The following is a 25514-nucleotide window of genomic DNA, read 5'->3' as shown; positions in this document are numbered from 1 at the left end:
AAGGGCTACTTGAGTCCGCTAGTCGACATCCCGGCGACGAACCCGCGCTGGGCGACGAGGAAGATCAGCAGGATCGGGACGACGTACATCACGGAGGCCGCGGCCTGGAGGTTGGTGTTGGGGGTGCCGGCCGCCGAGACATAGGTGGTCATCACGGCGACGGCGAGCGTGGAGTGGTCGGTGGAGAGCAGGAGCTGGGGCGCGATGTAGTCGCCCCAGGTCCAGGTGAAGGCGATGACGAAGCTCGCCGAGAGGACCGGCCAGGACTGCGGGAGGAAGATCCGCCAGAAGATCCCGCCGTAGCCGCAGCCGTCGACGATGGCCGCCTCCTCCAACTCACGGGGCAGGCCCGCGAAGAACTGGCGGAAGAGGAAGACCAGGTAGGGGGCGGAGGACAGGCCCCACAGCACCCACGGCCAATAGGTGTCCACCATGCCGAACTTGGCGAAGATCAGGTAGGTGGGCAGCAGGGTGATCATCTGGGGCAGCATCATCGAGCCGATGAGGATGCCGAACAGGATCTTCTTGCCGGGCGCGGTGAGCCGGGCGAAGCCGAAGCCGACCCAGGCGGAGCTGAGGGTGACGAGGGTGGCGTAAATGGTCGCGATGATCAGGGAGTTGCGGGCGTAGCCGAGGAAGTCGATGGCCCGGTAGGCGTCGACGAAGTTGTGCCACTCGAAGTGTGTCGGCAGCCAGTGCACGGGTGCGGCGGCCAGCTCGGCCGGCGCCTTGAGGCCGGTGAGGATCAGCCAGCCGAACGGGCCCAGGAACAGGCCCGTGATGACGACGAGCGCCGTGTAGAGGACGAGCCGGTTGACGCGTATCCGCGTGCGGGCCGGGGACTTGGGGTTCACGCTGGTGGCGGTCACTTCTGCGCCTCCGGGCCGACGTTGTAGAAGACCACGCCGGAGGTGAACCTGAAGATGAGTCCGGTCGCGACGAGGATCAGGACGAAGAGCACCCACAGCAGTGCGGAGGCGTAGCCGTAGCGGCCGAGCGCGAAGTACTCCGAGAACACATGGATCATGTAGGTGTAGTTGGACTGCGGGATCGAAGTGAGGCCGCCCGTACCGGCGATGGGGGCGAGCAGCATCGGCATGATGGTCTGCACCGAGGCGATCACCCCGGTCACGGTCTGGAAGAGCAGGACCGGTGACAGCAGCGGCACGGTGATGCTGCGGAAGGTGCGCCAGGCGCTCGCGCCGTCGATGCGGGCCGCCTCGTGGAGTTCGCGGGGCACGTCCTGGAGCCCCGCCAGCGAGATGATCATGATGTTGCCGGCCGCCCAGAGCACCGTCATGACGAGGACGTAGCGGGCGTAGGGGTCGGCCAGCCAGCCGATCGCGTCGAAGCCGAAGAAGGTCAACGCCCCGTTGGCGGCACCGGAGTTCTGGTCGAAGAGGTTCTTGAAGGCGATGCCCGCGCCCACCGGCGGTACCACGGCGGGCAGATAGAGCAGGGTGCGGAAGAGCCCGCGTCCCTTGAGGGGCCGGTTGACGAGGACGGCGAGTGCGAGTCCCGCAATGATCGACAGCGGCACGGAGAGCAGCGCGAACAGTCCGGCCCGGCCGAGGGCGTCCCAGGTGACCGAATCGCCCATCAGCTCGCGGTAGTTGCCGAGGCCGACGTAGTGCCAGTGCGGGGAGATGCCGTCGTACGTGGTGAAGCTCAGCCACAGCGCGTACGCCATGGGCGCGATGGTCAGCAGGGAGAAACCGACGATCCACGGCGAGGCGAACATGTAGAACGCGCGGTGCTTGCGCGTCGTCATGGAGGGCCCGGTGCGCGCGGCGGACCGGGGCCGGCCCGCCTTCGCGGTCGGGCGCGGCCGTCCGACGGCCTGCGAGGAGGCCTGGTCGACCGTCATCCCACCTGCTCCTTCCCGCGTTTGATCTGTTCGTTGATGACCGAGTTGAGGCGTCCGGCGAGGCGGTCGACGGACATCTCGCCCTGCATCGCGGGCGTGGCCGCCTGGTTGAAGAGGGAGTCGAAGGCGTCGCCCGAGATGTACGGCGAGACGGCGACCACCGAGAAGTGCTTCAGTTCGTTCTGCTGTGCGCTCAACGTCCTTTTCTGGAAGTCCTCCTGATGGGGCATCAGGGATCGCAGGGACTTCAGGGTGGGGATGCCCCAGCCGCTGGAGGCGCGGGCCTTGGCCGGTGCCTCGCCGAAGAACCACTCGAAGACCCGCCAGGCGGCGTCCTTGTTCTTCGACTTGCGGGGCATCCACATGCCGGTGCCGCCCTGGCAGGCGCTGATCCGGGGGCCGCCCGCGAAGACGGGGGCGGGGGCGAGGCGGGAGACCTCGGCCAGCTTCTTGTCGGTGCCGATCATGCCGCCCATCCAGTAGCCGTTGTTCGACATGGCCATCCGGCCGGCCTGGTAGGTGGGACCGTCCCAGCCGTTGGGGTCGGGCAGGACGGGGCTGGGGCCGACCTTGAGCCGGCAGTAGTCCAGGTACCAGGCGAGCGCCTTGCGGGCCTCGGGGGTGGTGAAGTCGACCTTGGAGAAGTCGTCGGCGAAGAGGCTGCCGCCGGCGGAGGCGGTCATGGTCGCCATGAGGGTGAGTTTGACCAGGCCGTTGTAGCTGCCGCCGAAGACGGTCGTCTGACCCTTCGAACGCTGTACGAGGTGCTGGGCATGGTCCAGCCACTCGTCGAAGGTGATGGGGGTGTCCTCGGACGGGTAGGCGACACCCTTCTTGTCGAACGCCGCGGTGTTGAACCAGAACATGGAGTCCTGGGAGAAGTCCTTGGCCATGCCGTAGCGGGGGCCCTTGCCCTGGACCTTGCCGTCGTAGCGCCAGAGGTCGTTGACGGGATCGAGGTCGCCGGGCCGCAGGACGCTGCTCGTGGCGAAGTAGGAGTCCAGTTCCTGCATCACGTCCCGCGCGGCGTAGAACGCGGCGTCGACGGCGCCGACCCCGCGCACCAGGTCCGGCGGGTTGCCGCTGGTGAGCATCGCTATCAGCTTGGTGATGTCGTAGTCGACCCGCTTGATGGCGATGCCGGTGTCCTGCTTGGCCTGCCTGACCAGGTCGGGGCCCAGGTCGTCGGCCTTCGCCATCACCGTGATGGTCTCGCCCGCTCCGCTCACTCCGGTCGAGACCTGGAGGGCGCAGCCGTTGAGCGCCGCCGCGCCGGTCGCGGCACCGGTTGCCGAGAGGGCGAGAAATCGTCGGCGGCTCAGGGGAGCACCAGCATGTGGGTGCATGACCGCACCACCTCCAATAGAAACCGGTTGTCACGCGTTGGGGCAGAGCTTCTTCCGGCTTGGAAACGGCGTCAAGACCTTGGGCGAACTTTCGAAAAGACTGGGTGACCTCGACGACACAGTCCTGGAACACCGTTTACTAGAAACCGGTTGTCCATCTGTGTGCCGGAAATCCCGGACACCGGGCCGGTGTCCGGGACGTCAGTGCAGGTCGGCGGCGCGCTCGGGGCTCTCGTCGAGGAAGCCGCCCGACTGGTGCTGCCACAGCTTCGCGTAGGCGCCCTCGGCCGCCAACAGCTCCTGGTGTGTGCCCTGTTCGACGATCCGGCCGCGGTCGAGGACGACGAGCCGGTCCATGCCGGCGACCGTGCTCAGCCGGTGCGCGACGACGAGTGCGGTCCGCCCTTCCATGAGCCGCCACAGCGCTTCCTGGACGAGAACCTCACTCTCGGAGTCGAGGGCGCTGGTGGCCTCGTCGAGCAGCAGGATCGGTGCGTCGCGCAGGATCGCCCGGGCCAGGGCGACGCGTTGGCGCTGTCCGCCGGAGAGCTTGATCCCGCGCTCCCCCACCATCGTGTCGAAGCCGTCCGGCAGCGCGTCGGCGAACTCGGTGACGTGCGCCGCCTCGGCCGCCCGGCGGACCTCGGCGTCGGTGGCGTCGGGCCGGGCGAACGCGATGTTCTCCCGCAGAGTGCGGTGGAACATCGCGGGGTCCTGCGGGACGTAGGCGATCAGGCTCCGCAGGTCGGCCTGGCGCAGCCTGCTGATGTCCTGGCCGCCGATCAGGATGCGGCCGGAGTCGATGTCCGTCATGCGCAGGAGCAACCGGCTGAGCGTGGTCTTGCCGCCGCCGGACCGGCCGACGAGCCCGATCTTCGTGCCGCTGGGGACGTTCAGTTCGAGCCCGTCGAAGAGGGTGTCGGCGCCCGCGTGGGCGAAGGTCACCTTCTCGAAGCGGACGTCGGCGGCGCGGGACAGCAGTGGTTCCGGCGTGTCCGGGTCGAGCACGGTGGGCGAGGCCAGCAGCAGTTCGGTGAACTGGGCGGCTTCGGTCATCGAGCTTTCCAGGCGCCGGTAGATCTGGTTGAACTCGAACATGATCCGGGTCGCGTTGGAGTAGTACGTGAAGGCGACCACGACCGCCTCGACACCGTGTTCGCCACCACCGAGCGCGACCGCGAGCAGCAGGCCAAGTGCGTTGGTGAGTACGGAGAGTGGCGCGACGATGGTGTCGATGCGCAGGTTGCCGTAGTCCCAGGAGCGCAGGGTCAGCCGGCGTGACTGGGCGACGCGGGAACGGTGTTCGGCGGCCTCGCGTTCCTCGGCGGCGAACGCGCGGACGGTGTCCATGTTCATCAGGCTGTCGGCGACATGGCCCGAGACCCGGGCGATGGCCTCCTCGCGCTGGTCGACGAGTGCCTGGCGGCGCCGGATGAGGGGTGCCACGACCAGGGCGGTGAACGCGATCATCACCAACAGCCCTACGACGAGCAGCGGTTCGTAGCGCCACAGCACGACCGAGCCGAACAGCAGCGGCACCAGGCTGCCGATCACCTGGAAGGTCATGGTGTCGACGAACTCCTCGAAGCGGGAGGCGAAGCTCAACACCCGCTTGGTGAGCGACCCGGCGAAGTTCTCGTGGAAGAACGCGGCGTCCTTGGCGAAGAGTTCGTCCATGCCGATCACATACAGGTGCTCGATGCCGAGCGCGTCCAGCCGGTTCAGACAGTGCAGTCCGAGCCGCCACAGCACCTCGGCGAACAGCAGCACACCGGCGAACCCGAGGACGTACGGCAGGGTCGAGCGGACGCCGATGCCCGTGTCGCCGGCGATGCGGCCGACGAGCTTCGCGACGATCAGCGGCGCGATGTAGTTGATGCCGATGTTGCCGACCGCCGGCAGCAGTGTGCCGGGGGCGGTCCACCGGCGGAGCCGGGCCAACTCCCGTCCGTAGTAGCGCAGTGCGAGGAGCACCGCGCCCCGGCGCGACCCGGCCTCGCGCGTTTCAGGCGATCCCATCCCTACCCCGTGATGTCGAAGGAAGCCCGGCATCGGCGCTGGCCAGGAATGGCAGTGTCCCGCGCGGGCGGCCGTGCGGTCCAAGCGTTTTTCCCTCAACAACGGTGATGCGCACGGGAGATGTGAGCCCTACGGTGACACCATGGCGACCCAGGTGAGCGAGCCCCTGCGGCTCCCCGACATGCCGTTGCACGATCCGTTCGTCGTCGCGGACGAGGAGACCCGCACCTATCACCTCTACACGTCCAACGACCCGTCCGTGTCGGGCGTGGAGGGCGTCGGCACGATGGTCTACCGCAGTCCCGACCTGCGCGACTGGACGTGTCCCGACGTGGTGTTCCTGGCGGCGGAGCAGCTCGACCTCTGGGCGGGCGACGGCGGTTGGGCGCCGGAGGTGCACCGCTGGAACGGCAGGTACTACCTCTTCACCACCCTGCACGACGAGAAGAGCCCGCTCCCGGTACCGCCAACCGGCAGATGGGGCACGCCGTTCGCCCTCGCGAACCACCGGCGCGGCACGGTCACGGCCGTGTCCGATTCCCTGCTGGGCCCCTTCACCGCGGTCGACCCCGCCCGTCCCACCCCGCCCGAACACCTCATGACCCTGGACGGCACGCTGTACGTCGACCCGTCCGGACAGCCGTGGATGGTCTACGCGCACGAGTGGCTGCAGACCGTCGACGGCACCATGGAGGCGATCCGGCTGGCCCCTGACCTGACCGGGACGATCGGCGACCCGGTCTTCCTGTTCAAGGCCTCGGACGCGTCCTGGATCGGCGAGGAGATCCCTGCCGGTGTCCCGCACCAACTCCCGCCCTACGTCACGGACGGACCGCAGCTGTACCACTCCCCCGACGGTTCCCTGCTCATGCTCTGGTCGACGTACGAGAAGAACAGGGCCGACCCGGACGGCACCCTGAGCGGCGGTTACGTCCAGACCTACGCCGTCTCGGAGTCGGGCGCGCTCACCGGGCCGTGGCGCCAACACCGGCCGCTGGTAAGGGAGGACAGCGGTCACGGCATGCTGTTCCGCACGTTCGAGGGGCAGTTGACGATGATCGTCCACCGCCCGTTCGAGAACGCCCGCGGAAAGCTGTACGAAGTGGAGCTGCTGGACCGCGAGTTGCGGGTGCTGCGCCAGCGCACGGACCTGGACGGCGGGGGCTGACTCGGGCGGGTCGGGACACCGTTCCTCAGGCGCCCAAGACCTGGAATTCCGAGACCTGTCCGGCCGGCCAGCCGTTGTTGGCGGAGATGGTGAGGCGTACGTAGCGGACGCTGACCGTGGACGGCAGGGTGAGGGTCGCGGTGTTGCCGGTCGCCGGGTCGAAGGTGTAACCCGCCGCGGCGAGGAGTTGGGTGGAGGTGCCGGCGTCCGTGCCGCCCTGGACGGAGATGGTCTGGGTACGGGTGGACCAGGCCGTCGCCGGCGGGAGGTTGAGGACGATGCGTCTGACGCCGGTCGCGGCGCCCAGGTCGACCTGGATCCATTGGGGGAAGGCGTTGTTGGCGGACTCCCAGTAGGTGTTGGTGTCGCCGTCGGTCGCGTTGGCCGAGCCGTAGACCTGGGTGTGGCTGCTCTCCGAAGTGGGGCGGTGGAGGGCGAGGTTGGTGGTGGCGGACGGGGGGTCGGTGGTGACGGTGACCTGGTTGGAGGGCTGGGACACGTTCCCGGCCGCGTCGAGGGCCACGATGTCGAAGGTGTACGCGGTGGACGCGCCAAGTCCGGTGACGGTGAAGGACGTTGAGCCTGTCGTGCCCACCTGGGTGCTGGTCGAGCCGGACACCCGGAGGATCCGGTAGCCGGTCACGCCGACGTTGTCGGTCGAGGTGTTCCAGCTCAGCGAGACGGAGCTGCTGGTGTGTCCGGTGACGGTCAGGGCGCCCGGCGCGGCAGGCGGGGTGGTGTCTCCACCGGTCGGAACCACCGGCTGGGTGGGGCGAGTTGGGGTCAGCGCGAGCTGGCCCTTGAGCATGCGACCGCCGTCGCCGGTCAGGCGCAGGTAGTAGTCGGAGGAGCAGGCGGTGCCGTCCTCGTCGAGGGCGAGGAATCCGGAGTCGGTCGGCACCCAGGCCTGGGTCTCGGCGGTCTTGGCGATCTGGTTGCCCTCGTTGTACTCGTCGAACATCGAGATGTAGATGCCCTGCACCCCGGCCCGCACCACGTTGTAGAACTGCCGCCACATGAAGTCGCCGTGCGCGCGCTGCCGTCCGGAGACATCGCCGGGCAGGACGCAGGGCTGGTAGTCGATGCCGTTGGCGTTGCAGTCGGCCTGGTCGGGGACCGTGTAGGTGGTGTACGCGTTGTCGGCCTCGGTGACATTGCCGATGGCGCCGACCATCCAGGGCGAGATCATGTTGAAGGCGTGGTAGACACCGAGGAAGCCGGACTGTGAGCCCCCGGTCCCGGTCCGCCATTCGCGCGGGACGCCTCCGATGACGTAACACCCCTGCCCCTTGAACCAGTTGACGACGTCGAGGCAGGCGTCGGGGGTGAAGGGGTGGTTGGGGTCGTTGAAGCCGAAGCCCCAAATGCACACCACCGGCTTGCCGTTCTGCTTCGCGTAGGCCGAACTCGCCGTGTGCGCCGACATCTTGTTCGTCCAGTCCGTCTTGATCTCGGACTGCATGTTCGTCCAGTTGGAGACGTCGTACATGATGTAGAACTTCCGGCCGTACGACTCGGCGGCGCTGCGCACCTTGGTGGCCATGGCGTCGCGGGTGGGGCCCTCGCCGCCGGTGGGGTTGAAGCGTTGGAGGGCCGCCGTGTCGATGCCGTTCTGCTGCAGCCACAGGAAGTGGGTGTTCACCGTCTGCTGGTCGTAGGAGGAGAACAGCTTGGCGGGCTGGCCGTTGCCGAGGGCGGCGTACGAGGTCTGGTAGGTGTTCGTGTACTCGCGCACGTCGGGCCAGCACTTGATGTTGGTGTTGTTCCGGGACGGCGGCTGGCCCCAGTCCTGGCTCCAGTGCCACCAGCCGTTGATGGGCGCGCCGTCGCCGATACAGGCGAACCAGCCCTGGTAGCCGACGGTGACCTTGCCGACGACGTCGCCGGGCGAGCTCGCGGCTGACGCTGTCGGGGGGAATACGGCCTCCGCCGCTCCCACCGCGGTGGCCGCGATCGCGGCCCTCAGGAAGACTCTGCGGGTGACACCCATCTCGACTCCTTTCGGTGGTGGGGACCGCCGGGCGCGGGTGCGCCCGGCGGCACCGTCGCGTCAGGTCAGGTGTTCCAGACCTGGAACTCGGAGATCTGGCCGGCCGGCCAGCCGTTGTTCGCCGTGATGTTCACCCGGAGGTACCGCTCGGTGGCCGCGATGAACGTGAGGGTGACGGTGTTGTTGGTGGCGGGGTCGAAGGTGTAAGTGGCGGACGCCTTCAGGGTGGTGAAGGTGGAGCCGTCGGTGCTGCCCGACAGGGACAGCGTCTGGTTGCGGGCGCCCCAGGTGGCGGGGAGTTGGAGGACGACGCGGCTGGCGCTCTGCGCGGAGCCGAGGTCGACCTGGACCCATTGCGGGAAGGCGTTGTTGGCGCTCTCCCAGTAGGTGCCCTGGTTGCCGTCCGTCACGTTGGACGACGCGTAGACGTCGGTGTGGCTGGACTCGGTGGTGGCCGCGCCCGCCGCCAGGTTCCGGCTCACCGTGCCGGCTCCGGTGCCGGTCAGCGCGACCGTGGTCGTGCCGTTCGACGCGTTGCTGGCGATGTCGAGTTCGCCGGTGCGGGTGCCGGACGCGGTGGGTGTGAACGTGATGGCCACCGTGCAGGAGGCACCCGCCGCGATCGATGTCCCGCAGGTGTTGCTCTGCGCGAAGTCGCCCGTGGTGGTGACGCCGGAGACGGTCGCGGCGGCGGTCCCGGTGTTGGTCACCGTGACCGTCTGCGCGCTGCTCGCGGTGTTGAGCGCCTGGGTGGGATACGTCAACGATGTCGGGCTGGCCGACAGGGTCGCCGGGGAGGATCCCCCGCTGCTCGGGAACACCTCGAAGTCCGACAACTGGGCGGCGTTCCAGCCCGTGTTGGCGCTGATGTTGACCCGCACGTAGCGCGCCGTGGCCGCGCTGAACGTGATGGTCGCCGTGTTGCCGTTGGCGTTCGGGTCGAAGGTGTAGCCCGCCGAGGCCTTGATCGTGGAGAAGCTGGAGCCGTCCGTGGATCCCTGCACCGAGAGGGTCTCGGTGCGGGCCGACCATGCCGTGGCCGGCGGGAGTTTGAGGACGACCTTGCCGACGCTGTAGTTCTGGCCGAGGTCGACCTGCGCCCACTGCGGGAACGAGCCGTTCGTGCCCTCCCAGTACGTCGAGGCGTCCGGGTCGGTGAGGTTCGAGGCGACGTAGGGGCTGTTGCTCGAACTCGCCGTAGCCGGCCGTCCGGCGGCGATGTTGGTGGTGCTGTCGATGCCGGTTCCGGCCAGGGATACGACAGTTGGGCTGTTGTTGGCGTTGCTGGTGACGGTCAGGTTGCCCGTGCGCGCTCCGCCCGTGGTGGGCTTGAAGCCGACGGTCACCGTGCAGGAGGCGCCGACCGCGAGGGTGGCGCAGTTGTTGGTCTGGCTGAAGTCACCGGTCGCGGCGACGCCGGAGACGGTCGCCGACGCGGTGCCCGAGTTCGTCACCTTCACGGTCTGCGCGGTGGCCGACAAGCCGACCACCGTACCGTCGAAGGCCAGACTCGCCGGGTCGGTGTTCAGCACCGGCCCCGGCGCGGTGCCGGTACCGGAGAGGGTGACCGTGTTGGTGACCCCGCCCGCGTTGACGGTCAATGCGCCGCTACGGCTGCCCGTCGCGGTCGGCGCGAACTTCACACTGACCGTGCAGGAGCCGTTCGCCGCGATCGACGAGCCGCAGGTATTGGTCTGGGAGTAGTCGCCGCTGGTGGAGATCGAGGAGACGGACGCGGCGCTGTTGGTCGGGTTGGAGACCGTCGCGGTCTGCGCGTCACTGGTCGAACCGGTCGCCACCGAACCGAAGTTGAGCGCGCCGGGAGTGGCCGTCACTCCTTCGGGCGGATAGGGCGGATACACCGGGGCCGGCCAGGTGCCGCAGTAAGGCGTGCCGCTGATACCGGAGTTGCCGCCGCCGTCGGTGACGACGAAGTTGCCGCCCGAGCAGCTGTACACCGGGTTCGAGTAACCGACGCCGGTGGCCGTGACGTTGGTGAACTTCGCTGCGCCGCCCGTCTGTTCCTGGAGGGCGAAGGTTCCGGTGCCGGCGATGGTCACGTTGTTGAGGTTGACGCCGCTGATGGTGCCCTCGACCCACTGGACCGCTTCGTAAGGGCTCTGCTGGATCAGGGCGTTGGTCACGTTGATGGGGCCGGTGATCGCGCCCTGGCTGCCGTCGAACCACAACGCGCCCACGCCGAACTGCCAGTTGGGGTCGAGGCTGCCGGCCCGGACCATGGTGTTGTCGGAGATGGTGGTGGTGCCGACCGGCGTGGACGTGAAGCGTTGGCCCACGTGGATTCCGCCGCCCTGGGCGATGCCGGTGTCCACCACGCGGTTGCCGCTGACGGTGTTGTCGTGGCCGCCGTAGATCGCGATGGCGTTGGCGAGGATCTGCAGGGACACGGTGTTGTTGGAGATCGTGTCGTTGGCGTCGGCGCCGAGGGCGGAGTCCGCCCAGGTGGCGATGCCGTCGTCGCCGGTGTTGCGGATGTCGCTGTTGGTCACCTTCGAATTGGTGACGCCGCCATGGAAGTTGATGCCGTCGGCGGTGGTGTCCCGGATGCGCATGCCGGTGAACGTCAGTCCGTCCATCGGCCCGTCCATCCAGGCGCCGACCTTCATGTGGTCGATCCACAGGTTGGAGACGGTGGAGCTGCTCATCGCGCCGCCGATGCCGTTGACCTGGGCGCTGTCGTCGCGTTCCTGCACATTGCCGAAGATCGCGAAGTTCTGCAGGCGCACACCGGTGCTCGGGTTGGGCGCGGAGTTGCCGTAGAAGCCGGGTGCCGTGCCGGTGACGGTCGAGTACCACATGCCGGCGCCGGCGATCGTGACGTTGTTGACGCTGATGTGGCCGGGGATGTTGAACGTGCCCGGCGGGATCCACACGGTGCCGCCGGGGCCCGCCGAGCTGATCGCGGCGTTGAAGGCGCTGGTCGCGTCGGCCACGCCGGTCGCGTCGGCGCCCTTGCTGGTCACCGACACCGAGCCGGAGGGGGCGGTCAGGGCGGCGCCGACCTGCTCGAAGTCGGCGAAGTCGATCGTGTACGAGGAGGCGGTGTCGCCCGCGTCGACCTGGAACTTGAAGGTCGTGCCCGCCGGATAGGTGGTGGAGAACAGGCGGTGGGCCTCGTCGTAGAAGTGGTGCGGGTTGCTGCCCGGGGTGTTGGTGAAGGGGTAGCTGCCGTAGTACCAGCTGTAGGCGTTGGTCAGGGTGAAGTCGGGCTGCTTGACGCCGTTGACGTACAGCGACAGCGCGGCGGTGTACACCGAGCCGCCCGAGGTGTCGGGGATGCTGTAGCGGAAGTTGATCGAGTTGGTGGCCACCGGTGTGGTGAACGTGACGTACTGGCCGGTGCCCTGGAGGGTCGTGGCCTTGCGGTAGGACGCCTCGTCGGCGAGTTGGCCGGCGGTGTAACTCGGGCCGATGTTCGTGCCGTTGGTGGCGGAGTTCTCCGCCTGCACCTCGACGTACGGGAGGCTCGCGCCGCTGCCGCCGGTGGCGGTCGACGCCGCCGCGGCGGGTGGTGCCGCCAGAGCGAAGACGCCTACGGCGGCCAGCATCACGGTGCTGACCGCCCAGACGAGGGCTCGTCTCAGATCTCGGATGGAATGGAACACGTGCCACTCCTTTGATCACGAAATGCCGGAACTGTTCCGCGGGCATCGCCAGGCAGGGGAGAGAGACGGGGGGTTGGTGACGATGCAAGGGGGACCGTAATGACATAGGCATGATCACGCAATAACTAGACAGAACTCTGCAACAAACAAAAACGCGACCCGCAAGATCTCAGGCGGGCCGCGCATATGCCGGTGCCGCCGGACGGAGGGTCCGGCGGCACGTGGGGAGGGTGGGGTCAGAGGTCAGGCGGCCCAGATCTGGAACGTGGAGACCTGGGCCGCGGGCCAGCCGTTGTTGGCGGTGACGGTGACGCGGTAGTAGCGCTGGGCGGTGGCGGGGAAGGTGAGCGTGACGGTGTTCCCGGTGCCCGGGTCGAAGGTGTACGCGGCCGGGGACTTCAGGGTGGTGAAGGCGGTGCCGTCGGTGCTGCCGCCGAGGGTCAGGGTCTGGGTGCGGGCACCCCAGGCGGCGGGCAGCTGCAGGACCACACGGGAGGCCGTCCGGGCCGAGCCCAGATCGACCTGGACCCACTGCGGGAACGCGTTGTTGGCGCTCTCCCAGTAGGTGTTCTGGTTGCCGTCCGTGACGTTCGAGGACGGGTACACGTCGTTGTGGCTGGACTCGCCGGTGGGCCTGCCTGCGGCGAGATCGGTGCTGGGGGTGTCGGAACTCGCTGCGAACGCAAGGGAGTTGATGTTCCAGCCGCCGGTTTCCTGATCGAGCGTCAGAATCTGTCGGCCGGCGGGCAGGGTCACCCGGGTGGTCACGGTGGACCAGGTCTGCCAGTCGCCGGTGGCGGGCAGGTCGACGGCTCCGGTGAGGTTCGCGCCGGTGGCGTCCGACAGGCGCAGCGCGCCGGTTACGGCGGTCGGGGCCGCAATGCGCAGGTCGAGGGTGTAGGTGCCGGCCGTGGCGACGTCGACCGTGTAGCGGAACCACTGTCCTGGATCGGTCCAACCCAGGTTGTAACCGCCTCCGGTGTCCGAGGTGTTGTCGAGGTCGACGCCGTCGGCCCGGTAGGAGTTGGCGTTGCCGTTGACGGAGGTGACGTTGTACGCGACGCCCTGACCGCCGGTGTCGTAGTCCTCCGCCTGGACCGTTCCAGGCACGGCGGCCGGGGTGCCGCCGTAGGGGCCTTCGGGTGCGGGCGGCGGCCAGTGGTTGTCGCTCGACGTGGCGGTGAAGCCGGTGGAGTTGTTGACGAAGGCCGAGGTGCCGGGGGCGAGTCCGGTGACCGTGTTTCCGGTGATCGTCGCGGAGCCGGTGGGCGCGGGATAGAAGGGCGGCGAGATCGAAATGCCGTTGCGGCCGGGGCTGTTGACGGTGTTGTCCTGGAGCAGGGTGTTGGTGGAAGTGGAGAAGCCGATCCCGTCGTAGAGGGAGTCGGTGACGGTGTTGCCGGTGACCGTGACCTTGTCGACGGTGCCGACGTTCTGTCCGTCGCCGCCGTTGCCGATGTGCAGGGCGGGCTGGCCCTGGCTGTAGGCGTTGCCGCCGGAGCGGACCACGGTGTTGCCGGTCACGGTCGCGGAGAGCAGGTCGCTGCCGTTGACGCCGAAGCGGCCGGCGCCCAGACCGATGTAACGGGCCGTGTCGGCAACGTAGTTGTCCCTGACCAGGTGGCCGCTGCCGCCGTAGATGCCGATGCCCTTGCCGCCCCAGGGCGCGATCGAGGTGTTGTCGCTGACCGTGACATTCGTCATCGGGTTGTAGTAGGTCTTCGAACCGTCGCCGTTGGTGTTGTAGTTCACCGAGTTGATGGCGATCGCGTCGTCCCCGGTGCCGCGGACGAAGTTGTTGGTGACGGTCAGGTCGTTGCCTGAATCCGCGCCCAGCGACACGTTGTTGACGTTGATCCCGTCCGCCCAGACCGATGTCAGCCTGCTGTTCTTCACCGTCCCGCCGGTGCCGGAGGCCCAGAAGCCCGACATGGTGTGCTGGGTCCAGATGCCGTCGGCCAGCCAGTCGGTGCCGGTGGTGTCCATCGCGCCGCCGTCGCCGCCGATGGTGCTCCGGCTGACGGCGTTGGCGTCGATGTGGAAGTCACGCACAGTGCAGGACGTGAGGTCGAACAGGGCTGCCAGGGGTGTGGAGTTGGGGACCGGGACGTCACGGTAGACCGTGCTGTACCAGAGCCCCGCGCCCGCGATGGTGATGCCCTGCGCGGTCAGTCCGGCGGTGCCCTTCACATAGAAGGTGCCCTGGGGGATCCACAGGATCCTGCCCTGTTGCTCGGCCTGGTCGATGCAGTTCTGGATGGCGGCCCGGCTGTCCACCGACTGACTGTCGGCCCCGCCGTTGGTCGGGGTGTTGTCCGCCACCGCGCCGCAGCTCGTGATCGAGATCGAGTTCGCGGGCTGTGTCTGCGGCGCCGGCGGGTTCTCCACGTCGACGGAGTCGATGTCGTAGAAGGACGCGCTGTTGGCGGAGTCCCTGCGCAGCGAGAAGGTGGCGCCGGCGGGGATCGGGGAGCCGGTGACGAAGGTGTGCGACTCGTCCCAGAAGACCCTCGGGTCGCCGTCGGCCGGGTTCTGGTCGTCGCTCGTGTTGTAGTTGCCGTTGCCCTCGTACACCCAGCTCTGCAGCGAGTTGAGGTTCAGCGCCTGCCGGAACACGCCGTTGACGTAGAGGTTCAGCGTCGCGGTGGCGCCACCGCCGGACGCCGAATCGGGGATGCTCGCGCGGACGTCGAGGAAGGAGATCGGCCGGCCGGTGGTGTTCGTCCACTGCACCGACTGACCGGTGCCGTCCAGGTGGACGTAGGAATGGCCGGAGGCCTCGAGGGCGGCGCTGGAGTACTGCGTGGTCGGGGCCGAGGTCAGTGACCGGACGGCAGCGCCGCCGGCGGGGGTTCCGGCCTCGGCTTCGTAGACGGCGAACGGGGTTGTGGCGCCCGCGGTCGAGTTGGCCACCGCCAGGTGCGCTGCCGCCTTGGCCGGCGGCGACTGCTGAGTGGCGGCGGCCGGTAAGACGGCCATGCACATCGCGCCGACCGTGGCGACGACGGCCACCGCCAGTCGCCGGGGTCTGAGGCTCGTCAGCATCTGAGGCTCCTTCACGGAGTGGGGGGAACCGGCGCCCCGACCGTACAGAGCATGCATCAAGCCCGCTAGATTCCGACGAAGTAAAGAATGAATTGCGCAAGCATCTGTAAGTTTCTTGCACTGACGTGCAATTCACGAAGATGGCGCGTTGCTACACCTCGTTGAAGCCGCGGGCCGCGTCGTAGATGTCCAGCTCGATGACGACCACGAAGAAGCGCGTCACGACGAAGTGGACCATCACGCCGTCTTCCCAGGCCGAGCGCGTCACGGTGTCGGTGGTGTAGGCGAGGTGACTGCCATCGCCCTCCGGGTCGGCCACGATCCGGTCGAGAAGGCGCTCGAACTTCTCCCGGTCCGAGGCCGGCATGTACTCACGGAACCGCGCGACCTGCTCGGTGAACTGCACACGTCTCTTCATCGCGGCAGGATCATACGGACGCGGGGAAGACCTCTGCCGGGATTATTACGACGGTCTTCGTCGGCTACGAAGCCGAGTCCTTCCTGCTGCTCGCCGCCGCGTAGGCCTGGGCCGGTGTCATCGGCACGCCGTTCAACGACACCGTCTTGTACGGGCTGACCTTGGCGCAGGACTTCGACTGATCGGCGGTCGAGGCGTTGGCGTTGGAGACGGCCGCGTGGGTGTCGGCGGGTGCCGCGGCGGACGAGGAACTGCCCGAGAGCGTCGTGCCGTTGGTCCAGTCGGCGCCGATGACGAGGGTCAGGCCGCTCGCGGTGCTCTGGGTGAGGTGCGCGGTGGACAGGCCGAGGGCGGAGGCCACGGTCTGGGCCTCGGCCTTCTCGCCGGGGCCGTAGGTGAGCCGGGTGGTCGCCGCCTGTTCGGGTGCGTTGCCGGTGCTGGTGCCGGGGCTGAAGCCCTTGGCGATGAGCGCGTTGGCGATGACGGAGGCGCGTCCGCCGATGGTGGTGCCGTTCTCCACCTTCACGGCGACCTCGGCGGCCGGCACGGTGGCCGGCGCGGTCGTGGAGGGCGAGGCGGATGCTTTCTTCTTGCCGCTGCCCGAGCTCAGGGACTGGTCGTTGGCGATGGCGGCGAACAGGGACTTGGCACCGGCCGCCGGGACGACACGGTCGGCGTTGGCCGGGTCGGCCCCGGTCTGCATGGTGGTGAACGTCATCCGCTTGGAGGGGACCTTGTCCAGGTCGGTCGCCAGGTCCACGAGTTTGCCGACGCTGCCCAGGCCAGTGTCCACCGTGAGCGCCTTGGTCGCCGCGTCGGCCAGGGAGTACACCTTGGCCGGGTTGGCCAGGGTGCCCGCGCTCTTGAACTTGCGGATCATCGCACTGAGGAAGAGGTGCTGGGAGACGGTACGGCCGAGGTCGCTGCCGTCGCCGAAGCCGTGCCGGGAGCGGACGAACTCCAGCGCCGCCTCGCCCTTGAGGGTGTGGGTGCCCTTGGCGAGCTTCAGGTGCGAGTAGGTGTCGTAGACGTTGTCGCTGACGCAGACCGAGACGCCGCCGACCGCGTCGGACATCTTCACCACGCCGGCGAAGTCGAGCATGACGAAGTGGTCGATGGTGATGCCGGTGAGTTGGTGCACGGTCGTCACCTGACAGGCGGGGCCGTACTGCAGCGCGCTGTTGATCTGCCCGTAGTAGCCGGACGTCGCCTGGCTGCTGGCCGGGTCCTTGCACGCGGGCACCTGGGTCATGGTGTCGCGCGGCACGCTCATCACGGTGGCGTTGGACCGGTCCGCGGAGACGTGCACCACCATCTCCACGTCCGCGTTGTGGCCGACGGTCGAACTCCCGGAGCCGCAGCCGCCGCCCAGTTTGCAGTCGGCGGCGTTGTTCCGGCCGTCCGAACCGATCACCAGGAGGTTGATCGGTGTCCGGCCGAAGGCGTCGGCCTTCTCCTTGCCGCCCGCGCCGTCGTCGAGGGCAACGCTGTTGATGTTGCCGTTCAGGTGCTCCCAGAGCCAGGTGCCGACTCCGGCGGTGACGAGGATCAGTGCCGACACCGTGATCAGGGCTATGCGGGCGACCCGTCGGCGCCGGGCCACCGGTTTGGCGCGGCGGCGGGCCCCGTGACCACCGTTCCGCGCCGCCTGCCGCGCGGCGGCTCTGCCGCCCGGGCGATGGGCCGGTTCTCCGTCCGTCCTGCGTGGGTGAGGCAGGCCGGAGCGATCTCGCGTGGCCGCACGGCCGGACCGCTCGCCCCGGGGGTCGCTCATCCACCACTCCCTACGCTGTCACCGACACCGGCACCGACCGCCGACCCGAAGGGCGGCGCCAGCGGGCCGACCCGCACGTCAGGGCGCACCCCTCGGACCGGATGATTGCGCAATATAGCAACTGTCATCGTTCGCACCGGTGGGCCCTCCCCTCTCCGGGGCCCCAACTCCGAACGCGGGAGGTCCTGTTGCCCTACCCGGCAACGGCCTTCCCGGCCTTGGCCCAGTTGGCGTGCAAACGGTCCAGGTACGACTGCGCCTGGCTGCCCGGTGTCGTACCGCGGGCGAAGGCGAGCATGTTGCCCGCGCCGGTGTTGTAGCCGAGGGCGAGGAGGTCGTCCTCGCTGAGGGATGTCGGCCGGGCCGTGGGCAGTTGGGCGGCGAGGTCGTGCAGGTACCAGGCTTCGGCCTCGATGGCGAGGTCGCGGTCGTCGGGGAGCTCGTCCCAACTCCGGTCGGCGAAGTCCCGGCCCTTCTTCACCTCGTCGAAGGTCGCGCGATGCATGTTCGCGATGCCGAAGGCCGCGTCCGGCTTGTACCGCTGCCAGACCCGCTCGAAGGCCGGGTCGTGCGGCTTGTACGCCTCGTTGTAGAGGATCGCCATCACCAACTGGGCGCTCACACCTGCCTGTTGGGCCCGGGTGCGGACCTGGGACGCGTAGGCGGCGGGGTCGTACGACGAGGTGGTGGCCCGAGGTGAAGGACCGACCGAGGCCGAGGGACCGGCCGAGTTGCCCGGCGTGGCCGATCGGGGCGCCCCGGTCGAGGGCTGCGGAGTCGCGGCCTGCGGAGTGTCCGCCGCGCGCACCAGGACGTAGACGACGACCGCGAAGACCACGAGCGCGAGCCATCGTCGCCGGGACCGGGGTTCGGCCAACTCCCGCACCTCCCGCCTTCTTTCAGGACGGCGTGCATTTCCGGAACCCGAACGTACCGCAAGCCCTTCCCCTGGGCAGATGTCCCCCATCATCGGGAATTTGACGAGATCCAGTACTCTGCCGCTCGCGTCATACGGCAGTGTGCCGACGGCCTGAACTGTGGGGGGACCACGTGAGCGGTGAGATCTACTTCAGCAACAACTACCGTGACCTGTGCGTGCGCAATGGAACGGGGGCCGGTTTCCAGTTCGAGTTCTCGTGCGCCCGCTGCTACGACACCTGGCGTTCGCCGTTCGAGGCGTACGTCGGTGAACGGGCCGCCACCTGGCTCGGCAAGGGCGTCGACGTGGCCTGGAGCCTGCTGGGCAGCGCCGGCCGGGGCGTCTCCTCCGCGGCCGACGGGCTCGCGGGAGCCGGCTGGGGACAGGCCCGCGACCACGCCTTCCAGCAGGCGATCGACAACGCGGAGGGGCACTTCAACCGCTGTGCCCGCTGCACCGACTACGTCTGCGGACGCTGCTGGAACGCGGCGCAGGGCCTGTGTCTGCGCTGCGCGCCGGACACCGCGGCCGAGGCCATGGCGGCCCAGCAGCGCGGTCTCAACGACATGGCGTCCCAGCGGGCGTACGCCGCGGGCCAGCAGGCAGGCCAGACCTACGACCCCTCCACACCACGGCAGTTGGTGTGCCCGCAGTGCCGCACCGAGACGCACGGGGCCGCCTTCTGCTCCGGCTGCGGCTATCACCTGGCCCAGTCAAACGCGTGTACGTCCTGCTCCGCCGTGGTGCCGGACGGCGCGGCGTTCTGCCCGGGGTGCGGCACGCGGCGGTAGCGCGGTCGGCGGTGTTGCGGACGCCCAAGTCCGCGCTGAAGCACCGCAGTTCGCAGTTCGCGGGGGCGAAGTACGCCGGCGCTCCCGATTCCCGGCCCGTGCCGCTCGGCACGGGCCGGGAGCGGTCACAGATGGGCGGCCACGGCGGGCAGCAGGTCCTGGAAGGTGCGGCCGGCCGCGGGTTCGCCGATCGCCTTCAACTGCCAGCCGCCGCCTGCCCGGTAAAGCTTTGCCATGATCTGGGCCGTGTAGGTGCCACCGCCGCTGAGCGTGTAGCGGGCCAGTTCCTGTCCGGTGGTCTCGTCGATCAGCCGGCAGAAGGCGTTCTGCACCTCGGCGAAGGTCTGTCCGGTGAAGGAGTTGACCGTGAAGACGATCTGGTCGATGTGGACGGGGACGCGGGCGAGGTCCACCAGGATCGTCTCGTCGTCACCGCCTCCGGCGCCGCCGACCAGGTTGTCCCCGGTGTGGCGGACGGAACCGTCGTCGCTCGTCAGATGCTGGAAGTAGACGACGTCGGCCGACTCCCGGCCGACGAAGAGCAGGGCCGAGGCGTCCAGGTCGATCTCGCGGGGACCGGTCAGCTTGGCCAGGAATCCCTTGCGGGGCGCGGCCTGCCAGCCCAGCCCCATGCGTACGGACGTCAGGGCACTGCCGTCGGACTTGCTGAGGCTGACCTGCTGGCCCTTGCCCAGGTTGACGGACATGCGCGGTCTCTCTTTCTGCCGCTCGGCGAGCTGCTGGACGAGGAGTCGGGGGCGCTGCGGGCGGACTCCTCAGACGCCGACCCCGAAGTCGGCGGCGATGCCGGCAAGACCGGCGGCGTAACCCTGCCCCACCGCACGGAACTTCCACTCCGCGCCGTTGCGGTAGAGCTCGCCGAAGACCATGGCGGTCTCGGTCGACGCGTCCTCGGACAGGTCGTAGCGGGCGAGTTCGGCGCCGCCGGCCTGGTTGACGACGCGGATGAAGGCGTTGCGGACCTGTCCGAAGCTCTGTCCGCGGGAGTCGGCGTCGTGGATCGAGACGGGGAAGACGATCTTGTCGACCTCGGCCGGTACGGCGGCGAGGTCCACCTTGAGGGACTCGTCGTCACCCTCGCCCTCACCGGTGAGGTTGTCGCCGGTGTGTTCCACCGAACCCTCGGGGCTCTTGAGGTTGTTGTAGAAGACGAAGTGCTGGTCGGAGGGGACCTTGCCCGACGCGTCGAGCAGCAGCGCGGAGGCGTCCAGGTCGAAGTCCGCGCCGGTCGTGGTGCGCACGTCCCAGCCGAGGCCCACCAGCACCGCCGTAAGACCCGGCGCCTCCTTGCTCAGCGAAACGTTGCCGCCCTTGGACAGGGAAACACCCATGACTCGTCCCTCCACACATGCCGACGATCCGGGTCCGAGGCACGGACCCGCACTAGAATCTACAACAGTGTAGAAATCTGTGGGAGGGCGGCACGGCCGGCCGGTGCCGCGTCGCTACGATGAGACGATCGCGACCCCGCAGCGGCAGGAGGAGAACGGAACGTGGCGAAGCCGGATCCGCGCCCCCCGCGCCGGGCACAGGGCGCGCTGGAGACGCAGGTGCTCACCGTCCTGCACACCGCCGGGACGCCGGTGACCGCGGCCTGGGTGCAAGAGCACCTGGACGCCGATCTCGCCTACACGACCGTGATGACCGTACTGATCCGACTGCTGGAGAAGCAGGCCGTGACCCGCAGGCGGGAGGGCCGCTCGTTCGTCTGGTCGCCCGCCGCGGACGAGGCGGGGCTCGCCGCGCTGAAGATGCGCAAGGTGCTCGATCGCGAGCAGGACCGCAGGGCCGTACTGGCCAGCTTCATCACCGCCCTGCCCGAGGACGACGAACAACTGCTGCGCGCCCTGCTGGACCAGGCGGCCGACACGCCCGACGAGTCGGCGGGCTGACGTCCCGTGGGTGTCTTCGTCCTCCTGCCGCTGCTCCTGCCGTTGACGGCCTGGCCGATCGCCCACCTCGCCACCCAGCGTCTGCACCCGCGCGCCGCCACGACCCTGCTGAGCGTCGTGGCCGCCGTCATGGCCCTGTGCAGCACCCTGTGCCTGGGCCTGCTGATGGTGGTCGGCACCGCCCAACTCCCCGGCAATCCCCTGCCGGACGGCTGGTCGGACCCCGAGGTACGGGAGAGCGTGCCCCAGGACGAGATCGCGGGGCAAGCCGCAATTCCCCTGCTTCTGGGGGTGGTTGCAGGCTGCGGCCGAACCCTGTGGCGTCATTTCCGCGTACGGCGGCGGGCTCACGCGGCGCTCACCGGCCTGCGCGACACCCCGGTCGCGGTCCTCCCCGACGCCGAGCCGTACGCCTATGCCCTGCCCGCCGGTCCACGCGACCGGATCGTCGTGTCCACCGCCATGCTCGACCGCCTGGACACCCAGGAGCGCCGAGCCCTGTTCGCGCATGAACGGGCGCACCTCGCCGCCCGGCACCACCGCCACCTGCTGATCACTCAACTGGCCGCGCAGGCCAACCCGTTCCTGCTGCCACTGCGCACGGCCGTCTCCTACGTCGCCGAGCGCTGGGCGGACGAGGAGGCCGCCCACCGTGTCGGCAGCCGCAGGGCCGTGGCCCGCGCAATCGGCAAGGCGGCACTCGTCCCACGCGGCACACCGGGACCGACGCTCGCGGGCCTCGCGGCGCCGGGCCCGCTCCCCCGCCGCGTCGCCGCACTGCTGGCACCGGCGCCGCCGGCCCGCACCTGGCCGCCGCTGTTCACCGCCGTGGGCCTGGCACTGTGGAGCGCCGCGGCGGGGGCGGCCCTGTCCGCGACGTTCTCGGCGAACTCGGCGGTGACCCTGCTGCTCCTGCTGCACGCGGCGACGCCGCTGTAGGGATCACGCCCGCGATGGCGGCCCACAGGCAGCAAGATTCCGACAGGTTTCCGGCAAGGAAAACCGGTGGAGGTCCACCTCTTCGGAGTCGGTGTCCAGCACGTACCCGCCGTTGCGCCGCAGCAGGCGCGGCGTACGAACGGCCCCGGTGGCCGCCAACACCCGCCGGATACGGGCCACATGCGCGTACAGCGCGGAGCGCGACCCCTCCGGCGGATCCTCACCCCACACACGCCTCATCAGCGTCTCCAACGGCACGGCCCGGCCTGCGTCCACCGCGCACACCGTCCGCACTCTGCCCTGGCCGGTCAGCCCTTTCACCGGCGTCGCCCTGTCGACACCTCCCAGGCACCAGGTCACGACCCACGCTACGCACGCGTGAGACAGCCCGACAAGGTTCCACCCAGCCAGGTCTGCTCCTCGGGGATCTCGTCCGCGCGCTCTTCGCGACCCCTTGCCCCAACTCGACAGCCATGGCGGTGGCTTCGCCATGCCGAGCCGCGACCAGGTGATCAGCGCGGCAATTGCCGAGACACTGCGCGCTCAGGTCCGCCCGGCCGAGGGGCGAAGTGAGGAACGCCGACACTGTCACGGCCGGTGCCTCGCCCACGGCTACGAACGCCGCCCGTACGGCTCCGAAGCCATGAGCCCTGAACCGGCGCGGACAGGTTCTCCGCTACCAGGTGACGGGGAGACGCGAAAGGCCACAGACCCGGCTTCCGTTGGTCCACGCGAGTTCCTCCGCTGTGCCCACAAGGGCGAGAGTGGGAAATTCGCGAATCACCGTGCCGATGGCCACTTGCAACTCCACGCGAGCGAGGTTGGCTCCGAGACAGTAGTGAGGGCCGTGGCCGAAGGCGAGGTGTTTGTCGTCGGCGCGATGGATATCGAATGTACCGGGGTCGGGAAAGTGCCGCGGATCGAAATTCGCGGCCACGACAGGGGCGAGAACGCCCTGACCTTGTTCGACGGTGGCCCCCGAGGGAAGCGCCACACTCTCGGTCGCCACTCGCAACAGGCCTCCGTAGCCCGGGACTTCCATGCGGACGATCTCTTCCACGGCAGTGGGCACGAGTGCTGGATCGTGGCGGACTGCGGTGAGTTGGTTCGGGTGTCGCAGGAGAGTGAGGATGCCACGGCCGATGACGTTGCCGGTGGTCTCGTGGCCCGCGACGATCAACCCTCGTACCATGCGGGCCAGTTCGTCCGCGCTGAGCCGGTCGTTCGCGTCGTGCGCGTCGATGAGGTCGTCGAGCAGATCCTCGCCCGGATTCCCGCGGCGCGCGGCGATGAGGGTATCGACGTAGGCGGTGAACTCCGTGGCGGCCTTGGAGCGCTGCGGTGCGGAAGCGGTGCTGGTGGACAGGAACATGTCCGACCAGCTGCGGAAGTACGGACTGTCCTCGGCCGGGACACCGAGCAGTTCGCAGATGATGTTGATCGGCAGCGGAAAGGCGAAGGCCGCCATCAGGTCCGCCGGACGCGACCCGGCACGCATCTCCGTGAGCAGTTGGTCCGCGACAGCCTGGATCCGGGGCCGCCAGCTCTCCGCCCTCCGGGGAGTGAACGCCGCCTGCACCATGCGCCGAAGCCGGGTGTGATCCGGCGGGTCCATGTTGACCAGAGCGTTCGGATCGTCGGAGAAGTCGGCGTCAGGCAGCATGCGCGGAGCGCCGGCGTAACGCAGGTTCCGGCTGAAGCGCGGGTCCGCGTAGACCTCTCGCACATCGTCGTAGGTGGTGGCCAGGAGGACTTCGTCGCCGCTGGGCAGTACCACGGGCGCCAGTGGGCAGCCACGCCGTCTGCTCTCGTACGCTCCGGGCGGGCCGCCATGAGGTCCAGGCGGGAACGGGAACGTGACCTCGCCGTCGGGTGTCTCGGTCGTGTCCGGCACCGTGGAACTCCTCCCAGGTGGATGCTTGCCGGATCTATCTGATGGAGCGTCAACTCCGCCGATCCTCGAGAGATTCAGCGTGATGCGCAAGGCTCCGACGCTTCCGAACCGCCTACGACCAAGATCCGGACTGTTCCCGGACCGGCGAGTCAGACCAAGAACCTGTCGGGCACTCCGCACACATGGCCGAGCACGTCGGAAGATCCCCCGACACGGGCAGGCGGTAGCGCTGCACCACCACGTTCGTGCGGCTCGCCCTCGCCATGTTCCGCATCGCGGTCCAAGTGCGATCCGGTCTGCCGGCACTCGCGGTTCAGCTCAGCGATTCGAAGAACGGGCGACCGGGAGCGAAGTTACGAGAACACATCGTCACGTCCTCACCCCTGAGGTAAGCCACCAACCATTCGCCGAACGTCATCTCGTGCAGTGTCCAGGCCGGACTGTCGAGCTCCGCCACCACGACGCGCCAGGGTGACGAGGAGCCGTCCGGGACGCGGAGGAAAACCCATTCCCCCGTCTTGGCCAACGCGATCGGCATCAACTCACCGGGGTTCGCCCCCGCCGGACCGGGCAGGTACTCCACCATGTCTTCCTCGCGCCAGAGCTCGAGATCCCCCCTGATCGACTCTCCCAGGTTGTGCAGAAGATGGCCGGCGGGGTGCTTCAGATACAGCTGATTGTTGATCTGGACCGAACCGTAGGCATCCACGATCTCACGGAAGTCTGCCGGGAATTCGACTCCGAACTCCCACTCCATTTCGATCCAGGGCGCCGGATCCGTCCAGTTGAATTCGGGTTCGCCCAACAAATCCCGGATCTCTGCAAGCATTGCCATCACCTCGCTTCGGTGTCCCAGAGATCGATCCGGAGTTGTATGGAGCGCCTGACGTCGCGGTCGTGAAAGAAACGCGACCCCGCATAGCAAAGGTCGTCGAGAGTCCAGTCCTCGCTGATCTCCCGGGCCGCGAAGCGACGGAGCAGTTCGACCATGCCGCAGTCGAAGTGCGACCAGCACTCGGGCACCGCCCACTGCCGACGCCAGATCACCGTCCCCCACTCGTCGGGATCCGGTGAATCCGCCCGCCAGCACAGCAAGTCCGCCTCGGCGGTATAACCCCAACCGACAAGCAGTTCGGGCGCGTCGTAGTCTTCCTCCTCCCCTGTCAGCTCGGCAGTCACTGTGATGCCCTCGACATTGGCGCCGGGATCGTTGGGATACACCTCGCTCACAGGCGGAACCACCCCGAGGAAATCATCGAATAGGCCCTGCCCGTAGACGCGCATGAACTCCTTGTAGTCGTCGGGGAACCCACGCGGGTAGCGCCCGGACAGGCCGTTCCAGTCCAGTACGTCTCCTCCTGCGCTCGGGGGGCCGGCCAGGGAAGCGAGACGGGCCAGCGGACCGGCGTGGTCGGGAGGCTGTTGCACGGGAGTCTCCGTCACTTGATCACGTCACCCAGGTTCACCCCGGATGATCCGTAGGTGTTGTACACCGTCATGCCGGCCGAAAGACCGGCGGCCCCGCTGTTGTAGTGAGGTGGCAGGCGTTGATCGACCGGCTTGGATCGAGTCCCACCGTCTCGGTGATGGAGGGCCTCGGTGAGGTGACGGATCGGAAACGACCCACGCGAAAAGGGCCCCCACAGGCTCTCGCCCGTGAAGACCCTTCGCACCGTCGGGACGACAGGATTTGAACCTGCGACCCCTTGACCCCCAGTCAAGTGCGCTACCAAGCTGCGCCACGTCCCGGTCGCGCCCCACCCGGTCGGTCGGGTGAACGCGCAGGTAAACCTTACCGCATGCGC

20 protein-coding genes and 1 tRNA gene are annotated in these 25514 nt (G+C 68.6%); 4 read left to right on the top strand and 17 right to left on the bottom strand.

Features of this window, described 5'->3' with window-relative positions:
- Positions 1–5 precede the first annotated feature (5 nt).
- The 4 genes from JHN45_RS03910 to JHN45_RS03895 all read right to left on the bottom strand — a co-directional run bounded on the left by JHN45_RS03910 (position 6) and on the right by JHN45_RS03895 (position 5232).
- Positions 6–869, bottom strand: coding sequence for a carbohydrate ABC transporter permease (locus tag JHN45_RS03910; RefSeq protein ID WP_200711144.1), 864 nt, complete (start codon positions 867–869; stop codon positions 6–8).
- Positions 866–1867 carry a carbohydrate ABC transporter permease gene (locus tag JHN45_RS03905; protein ID WP_201048010.1) on the bottom strand — a complete coding sequence of 334 codons (1002 nt, stop codon included), beginning with the start codon at positions 1865–1867 and terminating at the stop codon, positions 866–868. Before JHN45_RS03905 ends, JHN45_RS03910 begins: the two co-directional genes overlap by 4 nt.
- Complete coding sequence (locus tag JHN45_RS03900; protein WP_201048009.1) at positions 1864–3213, bottom strand: extracellular solute-binding protein; 1350 nt, start codon at positions 3211–3213, stop codon at positions 1864–1866. The genes JHN45_RS03905 and JHN45_RS03900 overlap by 4 nt, the downstream gene beginning before the upstream one ends.
- A gap of 201 nt (positions 3214–3414) precedes the next feature.
- Complete coding sequence (locus JHN45_RS03895; RefSeq protein WP_200711147.1) at positions 3415–5232, bottom strand: ABC transporter ATP-binding protein; 1818 nt, start codon at positions 5230–5232, stop codon at positions 3415–3417.
- A gap of 142 nt (positions 5233–5374) precedes the next feature.
- Here JHN45_RS03895 and JHN45_RS03890 point away from each other — a divergent pair, with 142 nt between their 5' ends.
- A complete protein-coding gene (locus JHN45_RS03890) occupies positions 5375–6400 on the top strand; it encodes a glycoside hydrolase family 43 protein (RefSeq protein WP_201048008.1) in 1026 nt (341 codons plus the stop codon).
- Between the two features lie 25 nt (positions 6401–6425).
- Here JHN45_RS03890 and JHN45_RS03885 read toward each other — a convergent pair whose 3' ends face one another.
- From JHN45_RS03885 to JHN45_RS03860, 6 genes are all read right to left on the bottom strand, one after another.
- Positions 6426–8390, bottom strand: a complete 1965-nt coding sequence (locus JHN45_RS03885; RefSeq protein WP_201048007.1) for a discoidin domain-containing protein — start codon at positions 8388–8390, stop codon at positions 6426–6428.
- Positions 8391–8455: 65 nt separating this feature from the next.
- On the bottom strand, positions 8456–12016 hold the full coding sequence (locus tag JHN45_RS53925) for a choice-of-anchor D domain-containing protein (RefSeq protein WP_201048006.1): 3561 nt from the start codon (positions 12014–12016) through the stop codon (positions 8456–8458).
- A gap of 243 nt (positions 12017–12259) precedes the next feature.
- Positions 12260–15061, bottom strand: a complete 2802-nt coding sequence (locus JHN45_RS03875; RefSeq protein ID WP_201048005.1) for a discoidin domain-containing protein — start codon at positions 15059–15061, stop codon at positions 12260–12262.
- A 151-nt stretch (positions 15062–15212) separates the two neighbouring features.
- On the bottom strand, positions 15213–15479 hold the full coding sequence (locus JHN45_RS03870; RefSeq protein ID WP_234468905.1) for a hypothetical protein: 267 nt from the start codon (positions 15477–15479) through the stop codon (positions 15213–15215).
- A 64-nt stretch (positions 15480–15543) separates the two neighbouring features.
- Positions 15544–17253 (bottom strand): LCP family protein, encoded by a 1710-nt coding sequence (locus tag JHN45_RS03865; RefSeq protein WP_201048004.1) that lies wholly within the window; start codon positions 17251–17253, stop codon positions 15544–15546.
- Positions 17254–17446: 193 nt separating this feature from the next.
- Positions 17447–18130, bottom strand: coding sequence for a lytic transglycosylase domain-containing protein (locus JHN45_RS03860; protein WP_201048003.1), 684 nt, complete (start codon positions 18128–18130; stop codon positions 17447–17449).
- A 173-nt stretch (positions 18131–18303) separates the two neighbouring features.
- Between JHN45_RS03860 and JHN45_RS03855 the strand changes: the two genes are divergently transcribed.
- Positions 18304–18963, top strand: coding sequence for a zinc ribbon domain-containing protein (locus JHN45_RS03855; protein WP_200714026.1), 660 nt, complete (start codon positions 18304–18306; stop codon positions 18961–18963).
- Positions 18964–19088: 125 nt separating this feature from the next.
- Here JHN45_RS03855 and JHN45_RS03850 read toward each other — a convergent pair whose 3' ends face one another.
- Both JHN45_RS03850 and JHN45_RS03845 read right to left on the bottom strand, forming a co-directional pair.
- Positions 19089–19670, bottom strand: a complete 582-nt coding sequence (locus tag JHN45_RS03850; protein WP_201048002.1) for a TerD family protein — start codon at positions 19668–19670, stop codon at positions 19089–19091.
- A 69-nt stretch (positions 19671–19739) separates the two neighbouring features.
- A complete protein-coding gene (locus JHN45_RS03845) occupies positions 19740–20315 on the bottom strand; it encodes a TerD family protein (protein ID WP_200714024.1) in 576 nt (191 codons plus the stop codon).
- 162 nt (positions 20316–20477) lie between these two features.
- Here JHN45_RS03845 and JHN45_RS03840 point away from each other — a divergent pair, with 162 nt between their 5' ends.
- Together JHN45_RS03840 and JHN45_RS03835 are read left to right on the top strand one after the other, a co-directional pair.
- Positions 20478–20876: a BlaI/MecI/CopY family transcriptional regulator gene (locus tag JHN45_RS03840; protein ID WP_201048001.1), complete on the top strand. Its 399-nt coding sequence runs from the start codon at positions 20478–20480 to the stop codon at positions 20874–20876.
- Positions 20877–20882: 6 nt separating this feature from the next.
- Positions 20883–21815, top strand: coding sequence for a M56 family metallopeptidase (locus JHN45_RS03835; protein WP_201048000.1), 933 nt, complete (start codon positions 20883–20885; stop codon positions 21813–21815).
- Positions 21816–21818: 3 nt separating this feature from the next.
- On the opposite strand, the gene JHN45_RS54620 is transcribed toward JHN45_RS03835, so the two are convergent.
- From JHN45_RS54620 to JHN45_RS03810, 5 genes are all read right to left on the bottom strand, one after another.
- Entirely contained in the window at positions 21819–22307 is a 489-nt protein-coding gene (locus JHN45_RS54620; protein ID WP_201047999.1) for a helix-turn-helix domain-containing protein, read from the bottom strand.
- Positions 22308–22491: 184 nt separating this feature from the next.
- Positions 22492–23709, bottom strand: a complete 1218-nt coding sequence (locus JHN45_RS54315) for a cytochrome P450 (protein ID WP_201047998.1) — start codon at positions 23707–23709, stop codon at positions 22492–22494.
- Positions 23710–24022: 313 nt separating this feature from the next.
- Positions 24023–24538 carry an SMI1/KNR4 family protein gene (locus JHN45_RS03820; protein ID WP_236583293.1) on the bottom strand — a complete coding sequence of 172 codons (516 nt, stop codon included), beginning with the start codon at positions 24536–24538 and terminating at the stop codon, positions 24023–24025.
- 5 nt (positions 24539–24543) lie between these two features.
- Positions 24544–25137, bottom strand: a complete 594-nt coding sequence (locus JHN45_RS03815) for a hypothetical protein (RefSeq protein WP_201047996.1) — start codon at positions 25135–25137, stop codon at positions 24544–24546.
- Positions 25138–25384: 247 nt separating this feature from the next.
- Positions 25385–25458: transfer RNA gene (locus JHN45_RS03810), tRNA-Pro, on the bottom strand.
- Between the last annotated feature and the right edge of the window lie 56 nt (positions 25459–25514).

Origin of the sequence: Streptomyces sp. MBT53 (assembly GCF_016654115.1) — a bacterium.
Lineage (GTDB): Bacteria > Actinomycetota > Actinomycetes > Streptomycetales > Streptomycetaceae > Streptomyces.
Note: the sequence above shows the minus strand (reverse complement) of the source record. Positions and strands in the feature narration are given on the sequence as shown.